Raw genomic sequence first — 18165 nt, forward strand, 5'->3', positions numbered from 1 at the left:
GTCATACGTCCGGCTCTTCACAGAGATGTAAGTGCTGCGGCGCGCGTGCTTTTGCGTGCGCCGGCACCTGACCGGTTTTGTCTGTGTCGGCGCATGCTTACCGAGGCCGAGTTGGCAGATCGGTACATGCGTCGAACCGGTCATCTTCATCCGGTATTCAGCAATGGATTGCTGGCAACCGCAGCATGTATCCGTCCCTTGGACGTTGAACCCAGTTTTGACGATCTACAATACTGTCAGTGTTTCGCGATGGTTTTGAACAGTCTGGTACGGCTTCATCTTAGCCAGACGCGCAGCTGACGCATTTTGTGGCCGCCAGATCCAGTTTTAGCCGACCTGCAGGAATCTCTTCTCCGCAATCTTCGCAGAAACCATACTCGCCGTCCCGAATCCGGTTCAGGGCGGCGGTCAGTCTGCGCCGTTCCAGATCGCGACTGGCTTGATGTGCTTTGGCCATAGCCTGGTTTTGCAACGCGTCCATCCGGCTAAGGCGGCCAACAGCCTGCTGATCCAACTCAACCACAGCCTGCGCGCTTTTGCCCGATGCAGTGCTGTCTGCCAACTCGTCCAGACGAGCGAGGATCAAAGCGCTAAAATGTGCCAGTTCCGAGTCATTCATTTTCGTTATCGTGCGGATCACGGGTTTGCGTTTGGCGTTTTTACCACTAAATGGCATCTTAGGCGCAGCAAAGGATGAAAAGCCATGTTGGAAAAGCGCAGTCACGTGACCCCCGTCGATCCCGTTTGGGATCGTATCACGACCGAAGCTCAGGCGGCCGTGGAGAATGAACCGCTGATGGGCGGGCTTGTCCATGCTTGTGTCCTTCATCACAAAAGTCTTGAGCGGGCGTTGTCATATCGTGTTTCCGCCAAGCTGTGCTCGAACGAAATGTCGATGATGGTTCTGCGTGAAATCGTGGACGAGGCTTATGCCGACGACCCATCACTGATCGAAGCCGCGCGCGCAGACCTGATGGCCGTATATGAACGTGATCCGGCCTGCCACCGGTTGCTGCAGCCGATTCTTTATTTCAAGGGTTATCAGGCGATGCAGGCCTATCGTGTGGCGCATTGGCTTTGGCGTAAGGGTCGTTATGACCTGGCTTACTTCTTCCAGATGCGCTCGTCCGAGATTTTTGGCATCGACATTCACCCTGCAGCGAAGATTGGCAAGGGGATCATGATCGACCATGCGCATTCCATAGTGATCGGTGAAACTGCCGTGGTGGGCGACAACGTCTCGATGTTGCACTCGGTGACGCTGGGCGGAACCGGCAAAGAAGAGGAACAGCGTCACCCTAAGATCGGGAACGGAGTTCTGATTGGTGCGGGTGCCAAGGTGCTTGGGAATATCGAAGTCGGCCATTGCAGCCGCATAGCGGCCGGTTCGGTTGTTCTGCAGGAGGTCCCCCCCTGCAAAACCGTTGCGGGTATTCCTGCCAAGATCGTGGGCGAGGCCGGGTGCGATCAGCCCTCGATCTCAATGGACCACATGCTGGGTAAAAACCAGTAAACAGTCTTAGTTCGAGCGGTTGTTCTTTTCGTTCAACCGCTTGAGACGACGTTCTTCCCTGCGCTTTTTACGATCCTCAATGCGTTTGGCACGTTCGGCCTCCCATTTGCCAACCGCACTCTTGGAATTGAACTTCGAGTTCTCTCCTGGATAGCTGTTTGGTTTGGCGTAGGCGTCCGCAGGGGCAAGCGCCGCCAGCATCAGAAGAACCAGAAATGTGCGTGTAATTTGAGTGATGGTCATATGGCACCTGTGCGTCCTTGAATGTCGTGCCACCAATCTGGAGCCCCACAAGTCCCCGAGCAATAGTATGCCCGATCACGTCGGCTCACATCCCGTCAGGCCATGAAAAAACCGCGCCGGGGTTGCCCGACGCGGTCTCTGCAAGTTTGCGGGAATCAAGCCAGCATAACCATAGGATTTTCAAGGTTTTCCACGATGGCCTGCAACAATTCAGCCCCAAGCGCACCGTCGATAACCCGGTGATCCACTGACATGGTGATGGACATGACGGTTGCTACGGTCAGCTCTCCGTCGTCTCCGACAACCGGTTTTTTGACGCCCGAGCCCACAGCCAGAATTCCGGCGTGAGGCGGGTTCACAATGGCGTCAAAATTGTCGATGCCGAACATACCCAGGTTCGAGATCGCAAAGGTGCCACCTTGATATTCATGAGGCGCCAGCTTGCGTTCGCGCGCGCGACCGGCCAGATCTTTCATCTCGGTCGATAGCGCGGACAGCGATTTGGTGTCCGCGTCCTGCAGAACCGGGGTGAACAGCCCACCCTCGATCGCGACAGCGACGGCCACGTCCGACGGCTTCAGTTGCAGCACCCGGTCACCGGCCCAGACGGCATTGCAGGCCGGAACCTGTTGCAGCGCGTTGGCGACGGCTTTGATGATGAAGTCATTGACGCTGAGCTTGACGCCCCGACCTTCCAGCTGTTTGTTCAACTGGCTGCGGAATTTGAGCAGCGCGTCCAGTTTGATATCGCGACGCAAATAGAAATGCGGGATCGTCTGCTTGGCCTCGGACAGGCGCGCAGCAATGGTCTTGCGCATGCCGTCGAGCTTGATTTCCTCGTAGTCGCGGCCCTCGTACATCTTGGCTACGGCATCTGCCGAGGGGCCAGCCGGAGCTGCGGCCGCCGGAGCCGCTGCTGCAGGTGCGGGCGCTGCCGATGGGGCCGTCGCCGTTGCGCCTTCCACATCTGCTTTGACGATGCGTCCATGCGGACCCGAGCCGGTGATCTGCGCCAGATCAAGGCCCTTTTGCGCGGCAATCCGGCGGGCCAGAGGCGAGGCAAAGATACGACCGCCATCGGCCTTGACCGGAGCAGCCGGGGCAGGGGCAGGCGCCTCGGACGCCGCTGGCGCGGCGGCCTCGTTGCCTGCGGCGGCTGCCGGGGCAGCCGCGGGGGCTGCGGCAGGTGCTGCGCTGATGTCGTCAGCGCTTTCACCGTCTTCCAGCAGAACAGCGATGGCAGTGTTTACCTTCACGCCTTCGGTGCCCTCGGGGATCAAGATCTTACCAATCGTACCTTCGTCGACGGCCTCAAATTCCATCGTGGCTTTGTCGGTTTCGATCTCGGCCAGCAGGTCGCCGGACGAGACAGTGTCACCCTCTTTGACCAGCCATTTGGCAAGGGTGCCTTCCTCCATGGTCGGGGATAGGGCGGGCATCAGAATTTCTGTGGGCATCTGTGTCGCTCCTTACCGGTAGGTCACTTGTTTGACGGCGGCGATCACCTCATCGGTTGTGATCAGCGCCAGCTTTTCGAGGTTCGCAGCATAGGGCATCGGAACGTCCTTGCCGGTGCAGTTGATGACCGGCGCGTCGAGATAGTCGAACGCCTCCCGCATCACGACCGAGCTGATATAACTACCGACCGAGCCTTGCGGCCAGCCTTCCTCGACCGTCACCAGACGGTTGGTTTTCATCACCGAGTTGATGATCGCTCCGGTGTCCATCGGGCGGATGGTGCGCAGATCTATGACCTCGGCGCTGATACCTTCTTCGGCCAGCTTGTCGGCGGCTTCCAGCGCGTATTGCATGCCGATGCCAAAGCTGACGATGGTCACGTCCGAGCCTTCACGCCAGATGCGTGCTTTGCCCAGTGGGATGGTCAGATCATCCACTTGAGGCACGTCGAAGGAGCGACCGTAGAGGATTTCGTTTTCCAGGAAAATCACAGGGTTGGGGTCGCGGATGGCCGATTTCAGAAGACCTTTGGCATCAGCAGCCGAATAGGGCATGACGACTTTCAGGCCGGGGATTTGCATATACCATGCGGCGTAGTCTTGGCTGTGCTGCGCGGCCACGCGGGCAGCGGCACCGTTGGGGCCGCGGAATACGATGGGGCAGCCCATCTGGCCGCCGGACATATAGAGCGTCTTGGCGGCGGAGTTGATGATCTGGTCAATCGCCTGCATGGCGAAGTTGAAGGTCATGAACTCGACAATTGGTTTCAAGCCGCCAAAGGCAGACCCCACGGCGATACCGGCAAAACCATGTTCGGTGATGGGGGTGTCAATGACGCGCTTGCTGCCGAATTCGTCCAGCAGACCTTGGGAGATTTTGTAGGCACCCTGATATTCGGCGACTTCTTCGCCCATCAGATAGACGTCTTCGTCGCCGCGCATTTCTTCTGCCATCGCATCGCGAAGTGCTTCGCGGACGGTTTCGGACTTCATCTCGGCATCGGCTGGCCAATCGGGCGACAGGTCAACGACCGGTGCCGCTGGTGCGGCGGCGGGAGCGGGGGCCGGGGCCGCCGCAGGGGCGGCCTCGGTCACCGCTGCTGCTGCGGGCGCAGCCGCGGGCAGGGCGGAAGCGTCTTCGCCTTCTTCCACAAGGACCGCGATAGGCGTGTTGACCTTTACGCCTTCGGTGCCTTCAGCGATCAGGATCTTGCCGACGATGCCTTCATCGACGGCTTCGAACTCCATCGTCGCCTTGTCGGTTTCGATCTCGGCCATGATATCGCCGGATGATACGGTGTCGCCTTCTTTGACCAGCCATTTGGCCAGCGTACCCTCTTCCATTGTGGGCGAAAGGGCGGGCATGAGAATTTCGGTTGCCATGTCTTAGTCGTCCTCTCAGGCGTAAATGTCGGTCCAGAGCTCTTCGACGGAAGGCTCGGGGCTTTCTTTCGAGAATTCGGCGGCCTGGTTGACGATCTCTTTGATCTCTTTGTCGATCGCCTTCAGGTCATCCTCGGTCGCGTGTTTGCCGGTCAGCAGCAGTTCGCGCACGTGTTCAATGGGGTCGCTTTGTTCGCGGACCTTCTGAACCTCTTCACGGGTGCGGTATTTTGCCGGGTCGGACATCGAGTGGCCACGATAGCGGTAGGTCTTGACCTCAAGGATATAAGGGCCTTTTCCGGAGCGGCAGTGTGCGACGGCTTTCTCACCAGCGGCTTTGACCGCAAGCACGTCCATACCGTTGACCATTTCGCCCGGGATTCCGAATGCTTGTCCGCGGTGATAGATATCCGCTGAAGAGGTGGAGCGCGCTTGCGCTGTACCCATGGCGTATTGGTTGTTCTCAATCACGAAAACCACCGGAAGGTCCCACAGGGCAGCCATGTTGAACGTCTCGTAAACTTGACCTTGGTTAGCCGCGCCGTCGCCAAAATAGGTGAAGGTGACGCCGCCGTTTTCCTTGTACATGTCGGCAAAAGCCAGACCTGCCCCCAAGGGAACCTGCGCGCCAACGATGCCGTGGCCGCCATAGAAATGCTTCTCTTTCGAGAACATGTGCATCGAACCACCTTTGCCCTTGGACAGGCCGCCAATACGTCCGGTGAGTTCCGCCATCACGCCGCCCGGATCCATGCCGCAGGCTAGCATGTGGCCGTGGTCGCGATAGGAAGTAATCCGCTTGTCGCCTTCTTCGGCTGCCGCCTCAAGTCCGACGACAACAGCCTCTTGCCCGATATACAGGTGGCAGAACCCACCGATCAGGCCCATGCCATATAGCTGACCAGCCTTCTCCTCGAATCGGCGGATCAGCAGCATTTCCCGGTAATATGTGGTGAGCTCTTCCGCAGAAACATTTGGTTTCTTTGTGGTTTTTCGCGCAGCCATATCGGCGATCTCCCCCTCTCGGCAAGATAGTTTAGCGTTAAACTATTCAATAAAGCATTTGTCGCTTTGTGGCGAGGAGAAATGTGACGCAGCGTCGAAACCTGCGGAAATCGTCGCGAAGGTATTTTGGGTTTACTCAGTAGAAAGGGTCACTGAATAACGATCTCATCCGAACGGATCATGCCCAATACTGAACGCGCCTGCTGATCCAAAAGGTCCAGATCCAGATATGTATCTGACAGACGGCGTGTGAGGTTTTCCATCTGAGCAATCTCGGCTTCTAGCTTCCCAAGATCGCGCGACAGGGCGTCCCGTTCCGCTGCAATCTCGACCCGTCGGAACAGGCCATAGTCACCCTGAACGGCAGCAAAGGTGAAATACACACCCAGCATAAAAGCTACCATAAAGAATGCGACTGCGCCCAAACCGGGCCGATGGGAACGGGACACTCTGTTTACCGCCGTATGAAACGCCTCAATAACGGGCCCTTTTGGACCTCTGAAAGTACTATGTCACAGGCGATTCGGGTTGTGAATCCCCTGATTCGCAAAAATGCGTCAGAGGTCGAGTTTTTATTGATCCAGCGCGGCGACGCCCGGCAGGGTTTTGCCCTCCATCCACTCCAAAAACGCGCCGCCTGCGGTCGAGATATACGAGAAGTCCTTGGCGGCACCCGAAGCGTTCAGCGCCGCGACCGTGTCGCCTCCGCCAGCGACTGATACCAAGTTACCCGAGCGGGTCAGGGCGGCGGCTTTCAGGGCGGATGCGTTGGTGGCGGCGTCGAAGGGTGCAATCTCGAATGCGCCCAGCGGGCCGTTCCATATCAGCGTCTGGCTTTGATCGAAGATATCCGAGATCGCTGCGACACTGTCGGGGCCTGCGTCTAGGATCATGCCCTCGTCAGTGCACTGGTCCGCAGGCAGGATCTGGTGCGGCGCACCGGCCTCAAACTTTTCGGCGACAACGATGTCAGTGGGCAGAACGATGGTGCAGCCCGCGCCGTCGGCCTTGGCCATGATTTCGGCCGCGGTGCCCTTCATCGCGGTTTCGGCGAGGGACTTGCCGACATTCACGCCTTTGGCCACGAGGAAGGTGTTGGCCATGCCGCCGCCGATCACAAGATAATCCACCTTGGTGATCAGATTGCCCAGCAGCTCCAGCTTGGTCGAGACCTTGGCCCCGCCCACCACGGCCGTCACCGGGCGTTTCGGTGCGCCCAATGCACCCTCGAGCGCCTCAAGCTCGGCCTGCATCAGGCGACCTGCACAGGCGGGCAGCAGTCGGGCAATGGCCTCGGTCGAGCTGTGGGCGCGGTGCGCGGCGGAAAACGCGTCGTTGCAATAGACATCGCCCAGACGCGCCATACCTGCGGCCAGATCGGCGTCATTCTTGGTTTCAGCCGCATGGAAGCGAGTGTTTTCCAACAGCAGCACCTGGCCGGGCTGCAGTTGTTCAGCGGCCAGTTCGGCCTCGGTCCCGACGCAATCGGCCGCGAACAGAACATCTGCGTCAAAAGCGGTGGTCAGGGTGGGGATCAGCTGTTTCAGCGACAGGTTCTCGCGGCGCTCGCCACCCGGACGGCCAAAATGCGCCAGCAGGATCGGCTTTCCGCCCGCCGCAAGGATATCGCGCACGGTGGGTACGATGCGCTGAATACGGGTGGCGTCGGTCACAACGCCGTCAACGACCGGCACGTTGATATCCACGCGCACCAGCACGCGCTTGCCGTTCAGGTCCATATCGTCCAGCGTTTTCCAGCCCATCGTTCCATCCTTGCCGTTAAATACGATTTAGGCGGTTCTTTTCCTGCATTTTGCCCTCAGGTCAATGCGTCACTTGGCATTCACGCCCATGCCGCATAGGTATTTGCGCAAGACAAACGACAGGAGGGCCTCATGGCCGAGATCAAGGATCCCGAAAACACCATCATCATCGAACTCAAAGGCGGCAATGTCGTCATCGAGCTGCTGCCCGACGTGGCCCCTCAGCACTCGGCCCGGATGAAGGAACTGGCCCGTGGCGGTGAGTATGACAACGTGGCCTTCCACCGTGTGATCGACGGTTTCATGGCGCAAACCGGCGACGTTCAGCACGGCGACATGGAAGACGGGTTCAACATCCGTATGGCAGGCACAGGTGGGTCGTCGCTGCCCAACGTTCCGGCTGAGTTTTCGAAACTGCCGCATGACCGGGGCACGCTGGGTGCCGCGCGGTCGCAGAACCCGGACTCAGCCAACTCTCAGTTCTTCATCAACTTCAAGGACAATCACTTCCTGAACGGCCAATACACCGTTTACGGGCGCGTCATCGACGGGATGGAGCATGTAGACGCGATTGTTCGCGGCGAGCCGCCGATGAACCCCGACCGGATGATCAGCGTCAAGGTGGCGGCCGATGTATAAGCTAGCCGCTGCCTTTGCCGTTTTGGCCAGCCCCGCGCTGGCCACTGGCCTTGAGATCGAGATTGAAGGTGAGGGCGCCAATGGCACCGTGACTGTCGATCTGTTTGATGACCTTGCCCCGAAACATGTTGAGCAGATCAGCGCTCTGGCGGCTGAAGGCAAGTATGACGGGGTGGTCTTCCACCGAGTGATCGAGGGGTTCATGGCGCAAACCGGCGATGTTGAACATGGCCGTCTGGGCAGTGACCTGCGCCGCGCCGGGACAGGCGGGTCGGATCGTCCCGATCTGGCAGCCGAGTTTTCGGACTACAATTATGATCGTGGCGTGATCGGTATGGCGCGAGCCCAGGACCCTAACAGTGCAAATTCGCAATTCTTCATCATGTTTGCGCCGGGGCCGTTTCTGAACGGCCAATACACGGTTGTAGGTCAGGTAACTGGCGGGATGGACGTCGTCGATGCGATCAAGCGTGGTGACGGACCTAACGGCGCAGTGATCGGACAGCCTGATGTAATGAAAAAGGTCACAGTGACCGATTAACAGAAAAGGCCCCGTGGCAATGCGCTTCGGGGCCTTTCTTTGAAAGGCTCAATCGTCGCCGATCACATTCCAGATGATTGCGCCAATGATGCCCCCCGCCAATGGGGCCGCCCAGAACAGCCATAACTGCTCCATCGCGGGGCCTTCGGCAAATAGGGCAACTCCGGTTGATCGGGCCGGATTGACCGAAGTGTTTGTCACCGGGATCGAGATCAGGTGAATCAGTGTCAGGCCAAGCCCGATGGCAATCGGCGCAAACCCGGCAGGCGCAAATTTCGACGTCGAACCCAGAATGATCAACAGGAAGAAAGCGGTCAGCGTGATTTCGATCACCAGCGCCGATGCCATCGAATATCCCTGTGGCGAGGCCTCATCGAAACCGTTGGTGGCAAAACTGCCGACCCCTTCGAAACCCGGCGCGCCGCTGACGATCACGTATAGGACGGCAGCGGCAGCGACAGAGCCCGCAACCTGAGCGATCCAATACGGGATGAGAAGCTTTGGTGAAAACCGGCCACCAACCGCAAGGCCGAGACTGACTGCCGGGTTGAAGTGCCCGCCCGAGATTTGACCGACCGCATAGGCCATGGTCAGAACCGTCAGGCCAAAGGCAAAGGATACACCCAGCCAGCCGATGCCCACATCGGCCACACCAGCTGCCAGAACGGCGCTGCCGCAGCCGCCCAGAACCAGCCAGAACGTGCCGAAGAATTCGGCCATGAGTTTTGATGACATGAAAAGCCCTCCCAAAAACAATGGGTTCACTATAATTCAAAAATGAATTTTTGTGAAACTGTACTGTCAGGCCCAGCTTGCAGGGTCCAGTTGGAATAATTTGGCCAGTTGTTCGTAGACCTCGGGCGCCTCGGACTTGAGCGCGACGGGCCGCTCGAAGAAAACTTCGACCGAGACTGCAAAGAACTCTTCATGCCCGGTAGCGCCATAGGGGTCGATAACGGTGTGTCGACCATGTTCGACGGCGCTGACATGCGCGTCGTAGGCGCTCAGGAACACCCGTTCCCATTCTGCAAAGCTCTGACCGTTGCTGAGGATTGGCACTCCGTTTGTGCCCCCCGAGAGGTCGTCGACTTGATGCGCGAATTCGTGCAACACGACATTCTGCCCGTCGCGATCATTCAGCGCGCCTTGCTGACTGTGCGTCCAAGACAGGATCACCGGGCCGCGATCCCAACTTTCGCCCGTGCGCACGATCTCTTTCACGCTGATAACATAGCCATCCTGCCTGCGCTGACGCGACTTGAATGCAGTGGGGTAGATCAGAATGGTGGTCAGGTTGTCGTACCAGATATCCCGATTGACCAGTAACAGACTGGCCTGTGCGGCGATGGCCAATTCCATATCTTCGGTGACGTCCAGCCCGTCACAACCAAAAAAGCGGACCTGGTCAAGGAATAGATTGACCTTGCCGTCCAGCTTGGCCCTCAGATGTTTCGGTAGGCGGCGTATCAGAGGCACCTGAGCGTCGATCACACGACGCTGATGATCGGACAGCGGGGCGGCCAGCAGCGCATTGCGCGCCTGAGTCTTGGACCAATGGCGATAGGCAAAAAAGCCGATGACCAACAGCAGAACCGAGAAAAAAATCAGCATTTGCAAAGACTACTATGCGCAGCCGGGGCTTGAAACCAAAAACGCCGCAGGTTTCCCCGCGGCGTTCATAGAATAAGGCAGAGCCTGCTTTACTGTTTGACCTCTGCAGCCGGGTTTGCACCACCCTTGGCGCTGCGGCCGGGGTTCAGCGGGTCGTCCTGACGCTGAACCGAACCTTCGAAATGCGCGCCGCTTTCGATCGCGATGGTCTTGTGGATGATGTCGCCTTCGACACGTGCGGTCGAGGTCAGGCGGACTTTCAGACCGCGCACGCGGCCTACGATGCGGCCGTTGATCACGACATCATCTGCGGTGACCTCACCCTTGATGGTGGCAGTTTCACCGATGGTCAGCAGATGGGCGCGAATGTCACCTTCGACAGTGCCTTCCACCTGAATATCGCCGGATGTTTTCAGGTTGCCGGTGATGTGCAGATCTGACGACAGAACCGATGCCGGGGGCTTGGGCTTGGGCGCAGTGCTGGCCTTGGCTTCTGACGGCGCAGGCGCGGCAGGCGTCGCGGGGGCAGCCGGTTTTGCGGCCTCTGTGTCTTTGGTTCCGGGCTCGTTGATTTTGCTCTTAGAAAACATTTCTCGCAGCCTTGATGTAAGTCATTGGGTTAACAGGTTTTCCATTCACGCGTACCTCGTAATGAAGATGCGTGCCGGTCGACCGTCCGGTGCTACCCATATCAGCAATATGATCCCCGCGCGAGACCCTTTGACCAACCTTTACGCGTATCTTGGTGTTATGAGCATAAAGTGTCTCAATTCCAAAGGCATGCTTAATTTTTACCAATCGCCCGAACCCTGACTGCCAGCCAGCATGGGTGACCACACCATCGGCGGTCGCGAAGATATCCGTTCCATGCGCACCAGCGAAATCGGCACCGTTGTGCATGCGCCGGCCACCGGTCTTGGGGTCCCGGCGGGTGCCGAAGCCACTGGTGTAACGCACGACCGCGTTCACAGGGCTTGCAAACGGCGCCTTTTCGGCGGCAATGCGATAGAGGTTCAGCTGGTCCATCTGCTGCAGCAGAGTATTCGCGCGGACTTCGTCGGGGGTCAGTTCCTCGCCGCGCGTGCTGAAGGATATGGGGGTTAGGGGGCCGCCCATGCCGCTGTACCCGCGCCGTACTTCTTCAATGATACGGTCTGTGGGCATTCCTGCCTGACGGAACATCTTGTCGAGCGGCTCGACCGAGATAACCATCGCCTCTTCCAGCTGACGGAAAATTTCGTCGCTTCGTTCCTGCATGAGCCGGATTTCCAGCTCAAGGTCATCACGCTGTTCAAGCGCGTCCTTGGCGTCGGCTGCGATCTGGTCCCGTTCCAAGGCCGTGCGGGCCAAAGCCTGGGTCATGAAATCCATCTGAGCCGGGTTGCTCACGTTTGCCATGTAAGCGTCCGCGCCATCCTCCTGCTTGAGGCTGGCCAACTCTAGCCGCGCGTCTTCGCGCTGCTTCATCGTCGCACGCAGAGTGGTTTGAATGACTTCAATGCCCGTTTCCAACTCGCGGCGGCGGTTTTCCGACGCCAGAAGCTCGGATTGCATCGTCGAAATTTGTTCAAGCGCCGTGTTGAAACGGTCCTGCGCCATTAGCGCCTCAGAGGCACGCATATCCCGCTCGGCTGAAAGTACGTTCAGACGTTCCTGATAGGTTGCCTGATCCCGCTTGGCCTGCTCGCGGAAATTACCTGATCCAATGCTGTCCATCAGCAGGATTGCGGTTGCGACGGCAGTCCAGCCAACGAAGACGGCGACGCCCGCAACGGCAATCACCTGCGTCTCGGAACTGAGACGGATAAACCGCGTATCATTGTCAGATTTCAGAAAAACCCGGCGTTCCGGAAAGTGCCGCTCGAGCAGTGAGTGTAGTTTGATTGCCAGACGTGTTCGCACGCGTCTTTCCTCTGTCCATCCCCAAATTCGGGACCGGTTGTGAGTGATCTCCGTCCCTTGAGGCAACTGCATAGAGGGGACATGTGATTTGGGCAAGTTTGTTAACCAGTTCACACATGAAACCGGTTTTTTCCCGCCAGTTTTAGGCGGGAAGTTGCCGATAGCGTCAACTTGCGCATGTTTAATTGGCTTGTCCTGGCGCAGGCAGGTCTTCGGTCAGAGGCCAGTAAAAGTCGGGTGGCAACCCGGCTTCAGCGCGTTTTTCCTCGTTGAACGGAGGTTTAAGGACCCCGTGGAAATAGCGCCGTACAAGCTCATGAAACACATCCTTGGGATCTGCATTCTCTCTTCCGCACAAAAAGTGGAACCATTTTGATCCATAGGCGACATGTCCCACCTCTTCGGCATAGATGACCTCAAGCGCGGCGATGGCGTGGTCGTCGTTGGCTTTGCGGAAGATGTCGATCATGCCCGGCGTAACGTCCAGCCCGCGCGCCTCAAGCACCATCGGGACAACGGCCAGACGCCCCATCAGATCCTCGGCCGTGTCTTCAGCGGCACGCCACATGCCGGCATGGGCGGGCAGGGCGCCATAGTGACTGCCCATGCGTTCAAGGCAATCGCAAACCATTTCGAAATGGCGCGATTCTTCTTCGGCGCATTTGACCCAGTCGTCATAGAAACCAATTGGCATGGGAACATGACCGAACCGCGCAATGATGTCCCAATGCAGGTCAACCGCATTCAACTCGATATGGGCGACTGCGTGCAACAACGCGATCCGCCCAGCTACGGTGCCAGGTTTGCGTTTGGGTACTTCGCGGGGAGACAGCAGTTCAGGCCGTTCCGGCCGCGCCGGTTGTAGCGGAGGCGTCGAGGTACCGACCTTGATCTCGGGTACATCGCCTTTTCGCGCAGCGAACCATTCGGCAGCATAGCGTTTGGACAGGGCGGTCTTGGCCCGCCCATCCGCCGTGGTCAGAACTTCGGTTGCCATCAGGGTCAGTGTTTTGGGCACAGGTCCGCTCCGTTCAGGTTTGGGCGGGTCTTAAACCGTATGGCAACCGCAGGAAAGAGCCGTCAGAGCGCGCGCACCGCCTCAAGCACCTCGTCCACATGACCGGGCACTTTGACTTTGCGCCAAGCGCGGGCAATCTTGCCCTCGGCGTCGATCAGAAATGTAGACCGTTCGATCCCCATCGACTTGCGGCCATACATGTTCTTTTCGACCCAGACGCCATAGTCTTCGCATACGGTTGATCCTTCGTCGGACAAAAGCGGTGTGGTCAGGCTGTGTTTGGCGACGAATTTGTCATGCTTGGCGACGCTGTCGCGCGAAATGCCGAAAACGTGAGCCCCGGCATCGGCAAAGGCCTGAAGTTGTTCCGAGAAACCGATGGATTCCTTGGTGCAGCCCGGCGTATCATCACGGGGATAGAAAAACAAAACGACGGCACCTCCGTGCAGATCCGACAACGTGACCTCGCCACCGCCGTCACGGGGCAAAGTGAAATCAGGGGCGATGTCTGTAACGTCGGGCATTGGAAACTCCGTTAAAGGTTTTTATGTGCTGCTCGGGATCATAGGGCGGTACGAGCGGGTTGAAAGGCGTGGATAGCAATTTGGTGCAGCACGACGAAAAAAGTGCAGACCAGAGCCAGACACCTCGGCGTCGCAGGTCGCGTCGTCGGTTGGCCGCCTATGTGACCCTTGGCGTTACTTTGACACTCGGTGGGTTGGCTGTTGCCGGTTGGTTCTTTCTGATCGGTCACCAGTTGCACGCGCCGCAATGGATGCGCACTCAGGCTGAAAATCGGCTGGATCAGACGTTGGGCGGTTTGAAGGTCAGGTTTGGTGAGGCGACGTTTTTTGTTAATGAGCAGTGGCTTCCTCGCCTCAAATTAAGTGACGTGACGATCAGCGACGCGACCGGGCAACAGATCGCTCAGGTCGGAGATCTGCGCACGCGCCTGTCAATGCGGGGCCTTCTGCGTGGGCAAATCCGGCCCCGCCGCATCATCCTGCAAGATGCGCAGATCGCGCTGACGCGTAACAAGGACGGAGCGCTGTCGCTGACGGTCGGGTCCGGCAGCTCTCCGGTGCAAGAAGCGTCGACGCTGGCCGAGTTGATTGAAGAATCGGATGACGTGTTCTTGTCACCGATCTTGTCCGGTTTGCGCTCGGTCGAGCTGCAATCGCTGACGTTGGATTATCAAGACCTGCGGCTGGGACGGGCTTGGGTGTTTGATGGCGGTCATATCAACGTAACGCGCGATGGGGACGAGATGCGCCTTGCCACGGGGTTTTCGGTTCTGACGGGGCGGGACTATGCCAGTTCGATTGAGGCAAACTACACAAGCCTTCTAGGCAGCCCACAGGCGAGTTTCGGGTTTTCGATCACAGACTTACCAGCTGAAGATATAGCGGGGCAAAGCCTCGCCCTGTCGTGGTTGCAGGTTCTGAAAGCCCCGATTTCAGGATCTTTGCGTGGCAGCGTCGATGACCAGGCGTCTCTGGGCCCACTATTCGCGACACTGAACCTTGGTGCGGGTGCAGTTCAGCCAACGCCCGAGACGCGCCCTATACGGTTCGACTCGGCCCGTACATATTTCACCTATGACCCGAGCCAGCACGTACTGGACTTCAACGAAGCATCCGTGGTCTCGGATCTCGGGGCGGTTCAAGCTGAAGGCAAAGCGTTTCTGGAGGGCATCGAAGATGGTACGCTAGAGAGCCTGACCGCTCAGTTGAAACTGAACGACATCGACATCTATCCCGGTGGTCTTTTCCCGGAATCGTTGGAATCAGCCCGAGCTGAGTTGGACTTTCAGATGAAGCTCCTGCCTTTCGAATTGCGCCTGGGGCAAATGACGCTTGTCGAAGCTGGTCATACGCTGCGGGCCTCGGGGCGCTTGCTGGGTCGCCCGGACGGATGGGTGGCGGCGCTGGATGCTGATCTGGACAATATGACCGCGGACCGATTGCTAAACTATTGGCCCGAAATTCTGGCTCCTAAGCCGCGCTTGTGGGTGTCTGAGAACCTGTACGAAGGCGATTTTTCGGGCGTAGAATTCTCGCTGCGCCTGCGCCCTGAAACCAAGCCAGATATCTATTTGGGGTTCGGTTTCGATAACGCAAAGATAAGATACGCCAAGACCCTGCCGCCCATCCAGAACGCGCAAGGGCGGGTGAGTTTGTTGGAAAACCGTTTTACGGCCTCGGCAGAAAGCGGCGTTGTGATCGCGGATCAGGGCGGCGCTGTGGATGCGTCGGGGACGTCGTTTATCATCCCTGACACGACACTTAAAAAGAACTCGCCCGCGATTGTGCGGATCAAGGCCAAGGGTAAAGCCATTGCCGCGCTGTCGCTGCTTGATCTGCCGCCACTGGAGTTGCTGAGCAAAGCCGGATTGCCAGTAGATCTTGCAGCAGGAGATGTCAGCCTGTCAGGCACGTTGTCGCTGCCGATGAAGAAGGGGCTAAAGTTCGAAGACACCGAGTTCCACTTTACCGGTGACATAGACAACGTGGAAAGCGATCGTCTGGTTCCGGGGTTCGTCGTCAGCTCCGACCGGCTGACCCTGTCCGGAGATCAGACTGCCGTCGAGATCGGAGGGTACGGCCTGTTTGGCGACGTTCCAATGCATGCAACATGGCGACAGCCCATCGGAGGGGCAGCTCCGCAACGCAGCGAACTCTCGGGCGAAATCGAACTGTCTCCGCGTCTGATGACCGAGTTGAAGGCCGGGCTGCCGCAAGGGATGCTGACCGGAGAAGGGACGGCTGACATCACATTGGGCATCGGCGCGGGCGAGCCCATAGAACTCACCGCGACTTCTGATCTGGTGGGGGTGGGCCTGTCGATCCCCGAACTGGGTTGGAGCAAAGACCGTCGGACCGAAGGCGCAATGACCCTCGATGCGACGTTGGGTGATCAGCTGCGGGTCAACTCGTTGAAACTGGATGCAGCAGGACTTCGCAGCACCGCGTCGATTTCGTTCCGCGAGGGTGGTGAGTTCGATAAGGTCGAATTCAGCTCGTTCGATCTGGGTAACTGGCTTGCAGTTCCGGCGGAACTGGTCAGCCGCGGCGCATCCGTGCCCGATATCCGGGTACAGGGCGGGGTGATGAATCTTGGGGCGGCCACCTTCGGAGGAAGTGGCGGCAGTGGCGGCGGAGGGGCTGGAAACGGGCCTAACCTGGATGTGGTACTGGACCGCCTGCAAGTGACAGACAGCATCGCCCTGACGGGTTTCAAAGGCGATTTCCGAACCACGGGCGGCGTCGCCGGTGCGTTCACGGCACGTATCAACGGTGCTGCGCCGGTTCGAGGTACTATCACCCCCAGAGGTGCACGCAGCGCGGTCGAATTGACATCAGAAGATGCCGGTGAGGCGTTGCGATCTGCCGGGGTGATTACGCAGGCCCGCGGCGGGACCTTGACCATGACATTGGAACCAGTAGGCAACGGCAGCGACTACGACGCCAACCTGAAAATTTCGAACACCCGCATAACCGACGCTCCGGCGATGGCGGCGCTGCTGAACGCCATCAGCCTTGTCGGTTTGATCGACGAAATGGCCGGGCAAGGCATCTTTTTCTCGACTATCGAAAGTCGGATGCGCATTACGCCGACCGAGATCAAGGTCCTAAGTGGCAGCGCCGTTGGTCCCTCAATGGGGCTGTCGTTCGACGGTACGGTTGATCTGGCAAACGGGCTTCTGAATCTGCGGGGGGCGATCTCGCCGATCTACCTGGTCAACGCGATCGGCAGTGTTTTTACCAAGAAGGGGGAAGGGGTGATCGGCTTTAACTATAAGCTTACCGGCCCGTTGAGTGCGCCTAAAGTGTCGGTCAATCCACTGTCCGGTCTGGCCCCTTTGTTTTTACGTAATCTGTTACGTGCACCGGCGCCGACCGTGGTAGATGGCCCGAATGCGCAACCCGTTCGACCCGACAAGCCGAAAAAGACCTTTGGGTCTCCGTCCGGCGATCGGTGAATTGGGCTGTTGCTGAATCCACTGGGGCCTTGTAAGGCGCGCGCATGAAACTGAGCGATTTTGATTTCCACCTGCCTGAAGACTTGATTGCCACGCGGCCTGCGACCCCTCGGTCATCGGCGCGTCTGTTGGTTGCAAACGGCGACGAGACTTCGGATGCGCATGTTTTCGATCTGCCCGACTGGCTGCAACCCGGAGATCGCCTTGTTCTGAACGACACCCGCGTGATCCCCGCACGGTTGAGCGGCCGCCGTCATCGGGACAGTGCGCAAGGGCCGGTCTCAGCCGCGATCGAGGCGACCCTGCTGGAGCCGCAGGCGGATGGGACATGGACCGCTTTGATCAAGCCGTTGAAAAAGGTCAAACCCGGTGAGGATATCAGGTTTTCGGATGAGTTGAGCGCGACGCTGGACCGGGTCGAAGACGGGCAGGCCCACCTGCGGTTCAACCTGACGGGTGAGGATTTCGACACCGCACTGGAGCAGGCCGGAGCGATGCCTTTGCCGCCCTATATCGCTGCCAAGCGCCCGGCAGATGAACAGGACAAGACCGACTATCAAACCATCTGGGCGCGCAATTCTGGCGCAGTCGCGGCCCCTACGGCATCGTTGCACTTCGACTCGGCGGTGATGCAGGCACTTCAAGCGCGGGGCGTGGCGATCACTCATGTTACATTGCATGTCGGGGCGGGGACTTTCCTGCCGGTCAAGGTCGAGGATGTAACAACTCACAAGATGCATGCGGAATGGGGCCGGGTCAGCGAAGCGGCCGCGCAAGAAATCCGTGACACCAAGGCTGCTGGTGGCCGGGTGATCCCGGTCGGCACAACGGCTTTACGACTGATCGAAAGCGCGGCGCGCGGTGGCGACATTCAGGCATGGGAAGGTGAGACAGACATTTTCATCTACCCAGGATTTCAGTTCAACGTGACCGACGCGTTGATGACGAACTTTCACTTGCCGAAATCTACATTGTTGATGCTGGTATCGGCATTGATGGGGCAAGATCGGATGCGCGACGTCTATGCCCATGCGATTGAACAGAAATATCGCTTCTTCTCGTATGGGGATGCGTCGCTGCTGGTCCCAAAGTGACGTAAGTGTCGGGA

19 protein-coding genes are annotated in these 18165 nt (G+C 58.5%); 6 read left to right on the top strand and 13 right to left on the bottom strand.

Features of this window, described 5'->3' with window-relative positions:
• Nucleotides 1–3: 3 nt before the first annotated feature.
• Nucleotides 4–300, top strand: a complete 297-nt coding sequence (locus AC2FNR_RS10485; protein WP_496849127.1) for a DUF7742 family protein — start codon at nt 4–6, stop codon at nt 298–300.
• On the opposite strand, the gene AC2FNR_RS10490 is transcribed toward AC2FNR_RS10485, so the two are convergent.
• Nucleotides 281–619: a TraR/DksA family transcriptional regulator gene (locus AC2FNR_RS10490; RefSeq protein ID WP_496849008.1), complete on the bottom strand. Its 339-nt coding sequence runs from the start codon at nt 617–619 to the stop codon at nt 281–283. The genes AC2FNR_RS10485 and AC2FNR_RS10490 overlap by 20 nt on opposite strands.
• An 84-nt stretch (nt 620–703) precedes the next feature.
• Between AC2FNR_RS10490 and cysE the strand changes: the two genes are divergently transcribed.
• Nucleotides 704–1513 (top strand): serine O-acetyltransferase, encoded by an 810-nt coding sequence (gene cysE, locus AC2FNR_RS10495; protein ID WP_170354513.1) that lies wholly within the window; start codon nt 704–706, stop codon nt 1511–1513.
• A gap of 6 nt (nt 1514–1519) precedes the next feature.
• Here the strand turns inward: cysE and AC2FNR_RS10500 are convergent, their stop codons facing one another.
• The 6 genes from AC2FNR_RS10500 to AC2FNR_RS10525 form a co-directional block, all read right to left on the bottom strand.
• Nucleotides 1520–1756 (bottom strand): hypothetical protein, encoded by a 237-nt coding sequence (locus tag AC2FNR_RS10500; protein WP_480865783.1) that lies wholly within the window; start codon nt 1754–1756, stop codon nt 1520–1522.
• Nucleotides 1757–1911: 155 nt separating this feature from the next.
• Nucleotides 1912–3213, bottom strand: a complete 1302-nt coding sequence (locus tag AC2FNR_RS10505) for a pyruvate dehydrogenase complex dihydrolipoamide acetyltransferase (protein WP_496849009.1) — start codon at nt 3211–3213, stop codon at nt 1912–1914.
• A gap of 12 nt (nt 3214–3225) precedes the next feature.
• The gene (locus AC2FNR_RS10510; RefSeq protein ID WP_496849010.1) at nt 3226–4596 is read right to left on the bottom strand and encodes a pyruvate dehydrogenase complex E1 component subunit beta; all 1371 of its coding nucleotides are present in this window, start codon (nt 4594–4596) and stop codon (nt 3226–3228) included.
• A 15-nt stretch (nt 4597–4611) separates the two neighbouring features.
• Nucleotides 4612–5601, bottom strand: coding sequence for a pyruvate dehydrogenase (acetyl-transferring) E1 component subunit alpha (gene pdhA / locus AC2FNR_RS10515; RefSeq protein WP_496849011.1), 990 nt, complete (start codon nt 5599–5601; stop codon nt 4612–4614).
• 149 nt (nt 5602–5750) lie between these two features.
• A complete protein-coding gene (locus AC2FNR_RS10520) occupies nt 5751–6050 on the bottom strand; it encodes an FtsB family cell division protein (RefSeq protein WP_170354508.1) in 300 nt (99 codons plus the stop codon).
• Between the two features lie 123 nt (nt 6051–6173).
• Nucleotides 6174–7364: a phosphoglycerate kinase gene (locus tag AC2FNR_RS10525; RefSeq protein ID WP_496849012.1), complete on the bottom strand. Its 1191-nt coding sequence runs from the start codon at nt 7362–7364 to the stop codon at nt 6174–6176.
• A gap of 132 nt (nt 7365–7496) precedes the next feature.
• Between AC2FNR_RS10525 and AC2FNR_RS10530 the strand changes: the two genes are divergently transcribed.
• Entirely contained in the window at nt 7497–8003 is a 507-nt protein-coding gene (locus AC2FNR_RS10530; protein WP_170354506.1) for a peptidylprolyl isomerase, read from the top strand.
• A complete protein-coding gene (locus tag AC2FNR_RS10535) occupies nt 7996–8544 on the top strand; it encodes a peptidylprolyl isomerase (RefSeq protein WP_480865776.1) in 549 nt (182 codons plus the stop codon). Before AC2FNR_RS10530 ends, AC2FNR_RS10535 begins: the two co-directional genes overlap by 8 nt.
• 48 nt (nt 8545–8592) lie before the next feature.
• Here the strand turns inward: AC2FNR_RS10535 and aqpZ are convergent, their stop codons facing one another.
• The 6 genes from aqpZ to AC2FNR_RS10565 form a co-directional block, all read right to left on the bottom strand.
• The gene (gene aqpZ, locus AC2FNR_RS10540; RefSeq protein WP_170354504.1) at nt 8593–9279 is read right to left on the bottom strand and encodes an aquaporin Z; all 687 of its coding nucleotides are present in this window, start codon (nt 9277–9279) and stop codon (nt 8593–8595) included.
• 66 nt (nt 9280–9345) lie between these two features.
• Nucleotides 9346–10155 (bottom strand): M90 family metallopeptidase, encoded by an 810-nt coding sequence (locus AC2FNR_RS10545; protein WP_496849013.1) that lies wholly within the window; start codon nt 10153–10155, stop codon nt 9346–9348.
• Nucleotides 10156–10244: 89 nt separating this feature from the next.
• Nucleotides 10245–10745 (bottom strand): bactofilin family protein, encoded by a 501-nt coding sequence (locus AC2FNR_RS10550; protein WP_170354502.1) that lies wholly within the window; start codon nt 10743–10745, stop codon nt 10245–10247.
• Nucleotides 10735–12057 (bottom strand): DUF5930 domain-containing protein, encoded by a 1323-nt coding sequence (locus tag AC2FNR_RS10555; RefSeq protein WP_170354501.1) that lies wholly within the window; start codon nt 12055–12057, stop codon nt 10735–10737. The genes AC2FNR_RS10550 and AC2FNR_RS10555 overlap by 11 nt, the downstream gene beginning before the upstream one ends.
• Before the next feature lie 181 nt (nt 12058–12238).
• The gene (locus tag AC2FNR_RS10560) at nt 12239–13054 is read right to left on the bottom strand and encodes a ferritin-like domain-containing protein (RefSeq protein ID WP_496849128.1); all 816 of its coding nucleotides are present in this window, start codon (nt 13052–13054) and stop codon (nt 12239–12241) included.
• Nucleotides 13055–13137: 83 nt separating this feature from the next.
• Nucleotides 13138–13599 carry a peroxiredoxin gene (locus AC2FNR_RS10565; RefSeq protein WP_496849014.1) on the bottom strand — a complete coding sequence of 154 codons (462 nt, stop codon included), beginning with the start codon at nt 13597–13599 and terminating at the stop codon, nt 13138–13140.
• An 83-nt stretch (nt 13600–13682) separates the two neighbouring features.
• On the opposite strand from AC2FNR_RS10565, the gene AC2FNR_RS10570 reads away from it, so the two are divergent.
• Complete coding sequence (locus AC2FNR_RS10570) at nt 13683–17057, top strand: YhdP family protein (protein WP_496849015.1); 3375 nt, start codon at nt 13683–13685, stop codon at nt 17055–17057.
• A 44-nt stretch (nt 17058–17101) separates the two neighbouring features.
• Nucleotides 17102–18151 (top strand): tRNA preQ1(34) S-adenosylmethionine ribosyltransferase-isomerase QueA, encoded by a 1050-nt coding sequence (queA, locus tag AC2FNR_RS10575; protein ID WP_170354498.1) that lies wholly within the window; start codon nt 17102–17104, stop codon nt 18149–18151.
• Nucleotides 18152–18165 lie beyond the last annotated feature (14 nt).

Source organism: Ruegeria sp. SATB045 (genome assembly GCF_059613525.1).

Bases quoted from the DNA above. Each gene is read 5' to 3' on its own strand.
- AC2FNR_RS10505 (WP_496849009.1), bottom strand. From the start codon at position 3,213: ATGCCCACAGAAATTCTGATGCCCGCCCTATCCCCGACCATGGAGGAA.
- aqpZ (WP_170354504.1), bottom strand. From the start codon at position 9,279: ATGTCATCAAAACTCATGGCCGAATTCTTCGGCACGTTCTGGCTGGTT.
- cysE (WP_170354513.1), top strand. From the start codon at position 704: ATGTTGGAAAAGCGCAGTCACGTGACCCCCGTCGATCCCGTTTGGGAT.
- pdhA (WP_496849011.1), bottom strand. From the start codon at position 5,601: ATGGCTGCGCGAAAAACCACAAAGAAACCAAATGTTTCTGCGGAAGAG.
- AC2FNR_RS10530 (WP_170354506.1), top strand. From the start codon at position 7,497: ATGGCCGAGATCAAGGATCCCGAAAACACCATCATCATCGAACTCAAA.
- queA (WP_170354498.1), top strand. From the start codon at position 17,102: ATGAAACTGAGCGATTTTGATTTCCACCTGCCTGAAGACTTGATTGCC.
- AC2FNR_RS10565 (WP_496849014.1), bottom strand. From the start codon at position 13,599: ATGCCCGACGTTACAGACATCGCCCCTGATTTCACTTTGCCCCGTGAC.
- AC2FNR_RS10560 (WP_496849128.1), bottom strand. From the start codon at position 13,054: ATGGCAACCGAAGTTCTGACCACGGCGGATGGGCGGGCCAAGACCGCC.
- AC2FNR_RS10500 (WP_480865783.1), bottom strand. From the start codon at position 1,756: ATGACCATCACTCAAATTACACGCACATTTCTGGTTCTTCTGATGCTG.
- AC2FNR_RS10510 (WP_496849010.1), bottom strand. From the start codon at position 4,596: ATGGCAACCGAAATTCTCATGCCCGCCCTTTCGCCCACAATGGAAGAG.
- AC2FNR_RS10545 (WP_496849013.1), bottom strand. From the start codon at position 10,155: ATGCTGATTTTTTTCTCGGTTCTGCTGTTGGTCATCGGCTTTTTTGCC.
- AC2FNR_RS10490 (WP_496849008.1), bottom strand. From the start codon at position 619: ATGAATGACTCGGAACTGGCACATTTTAGCGCTTTGATCCTCGCTCGT.
- AC2FNR_RS10535 (WP_480865776.1), top strand. From the start codon at position 7,996: ATGTATAAGCTAGCCGCTGCCTTTGCCGTTTTGGCCAGCCCCGCGCTG.
- AC2FNR_RS10525 (WP_496849012.1), bottom strand. From the start codon at position 7,364: ATGGGCTGGAAAACGCTGGACGATATGGACCTGAACGGCAAGCGCGTG.
- AC2FNR_RS10550 (WP_170354502.1), bottom strand. From the start codon at position 10,745: ATGTTTTCTAAGAGCAAAATCAACGAGCCCGGAACCAAAGACACAGAG.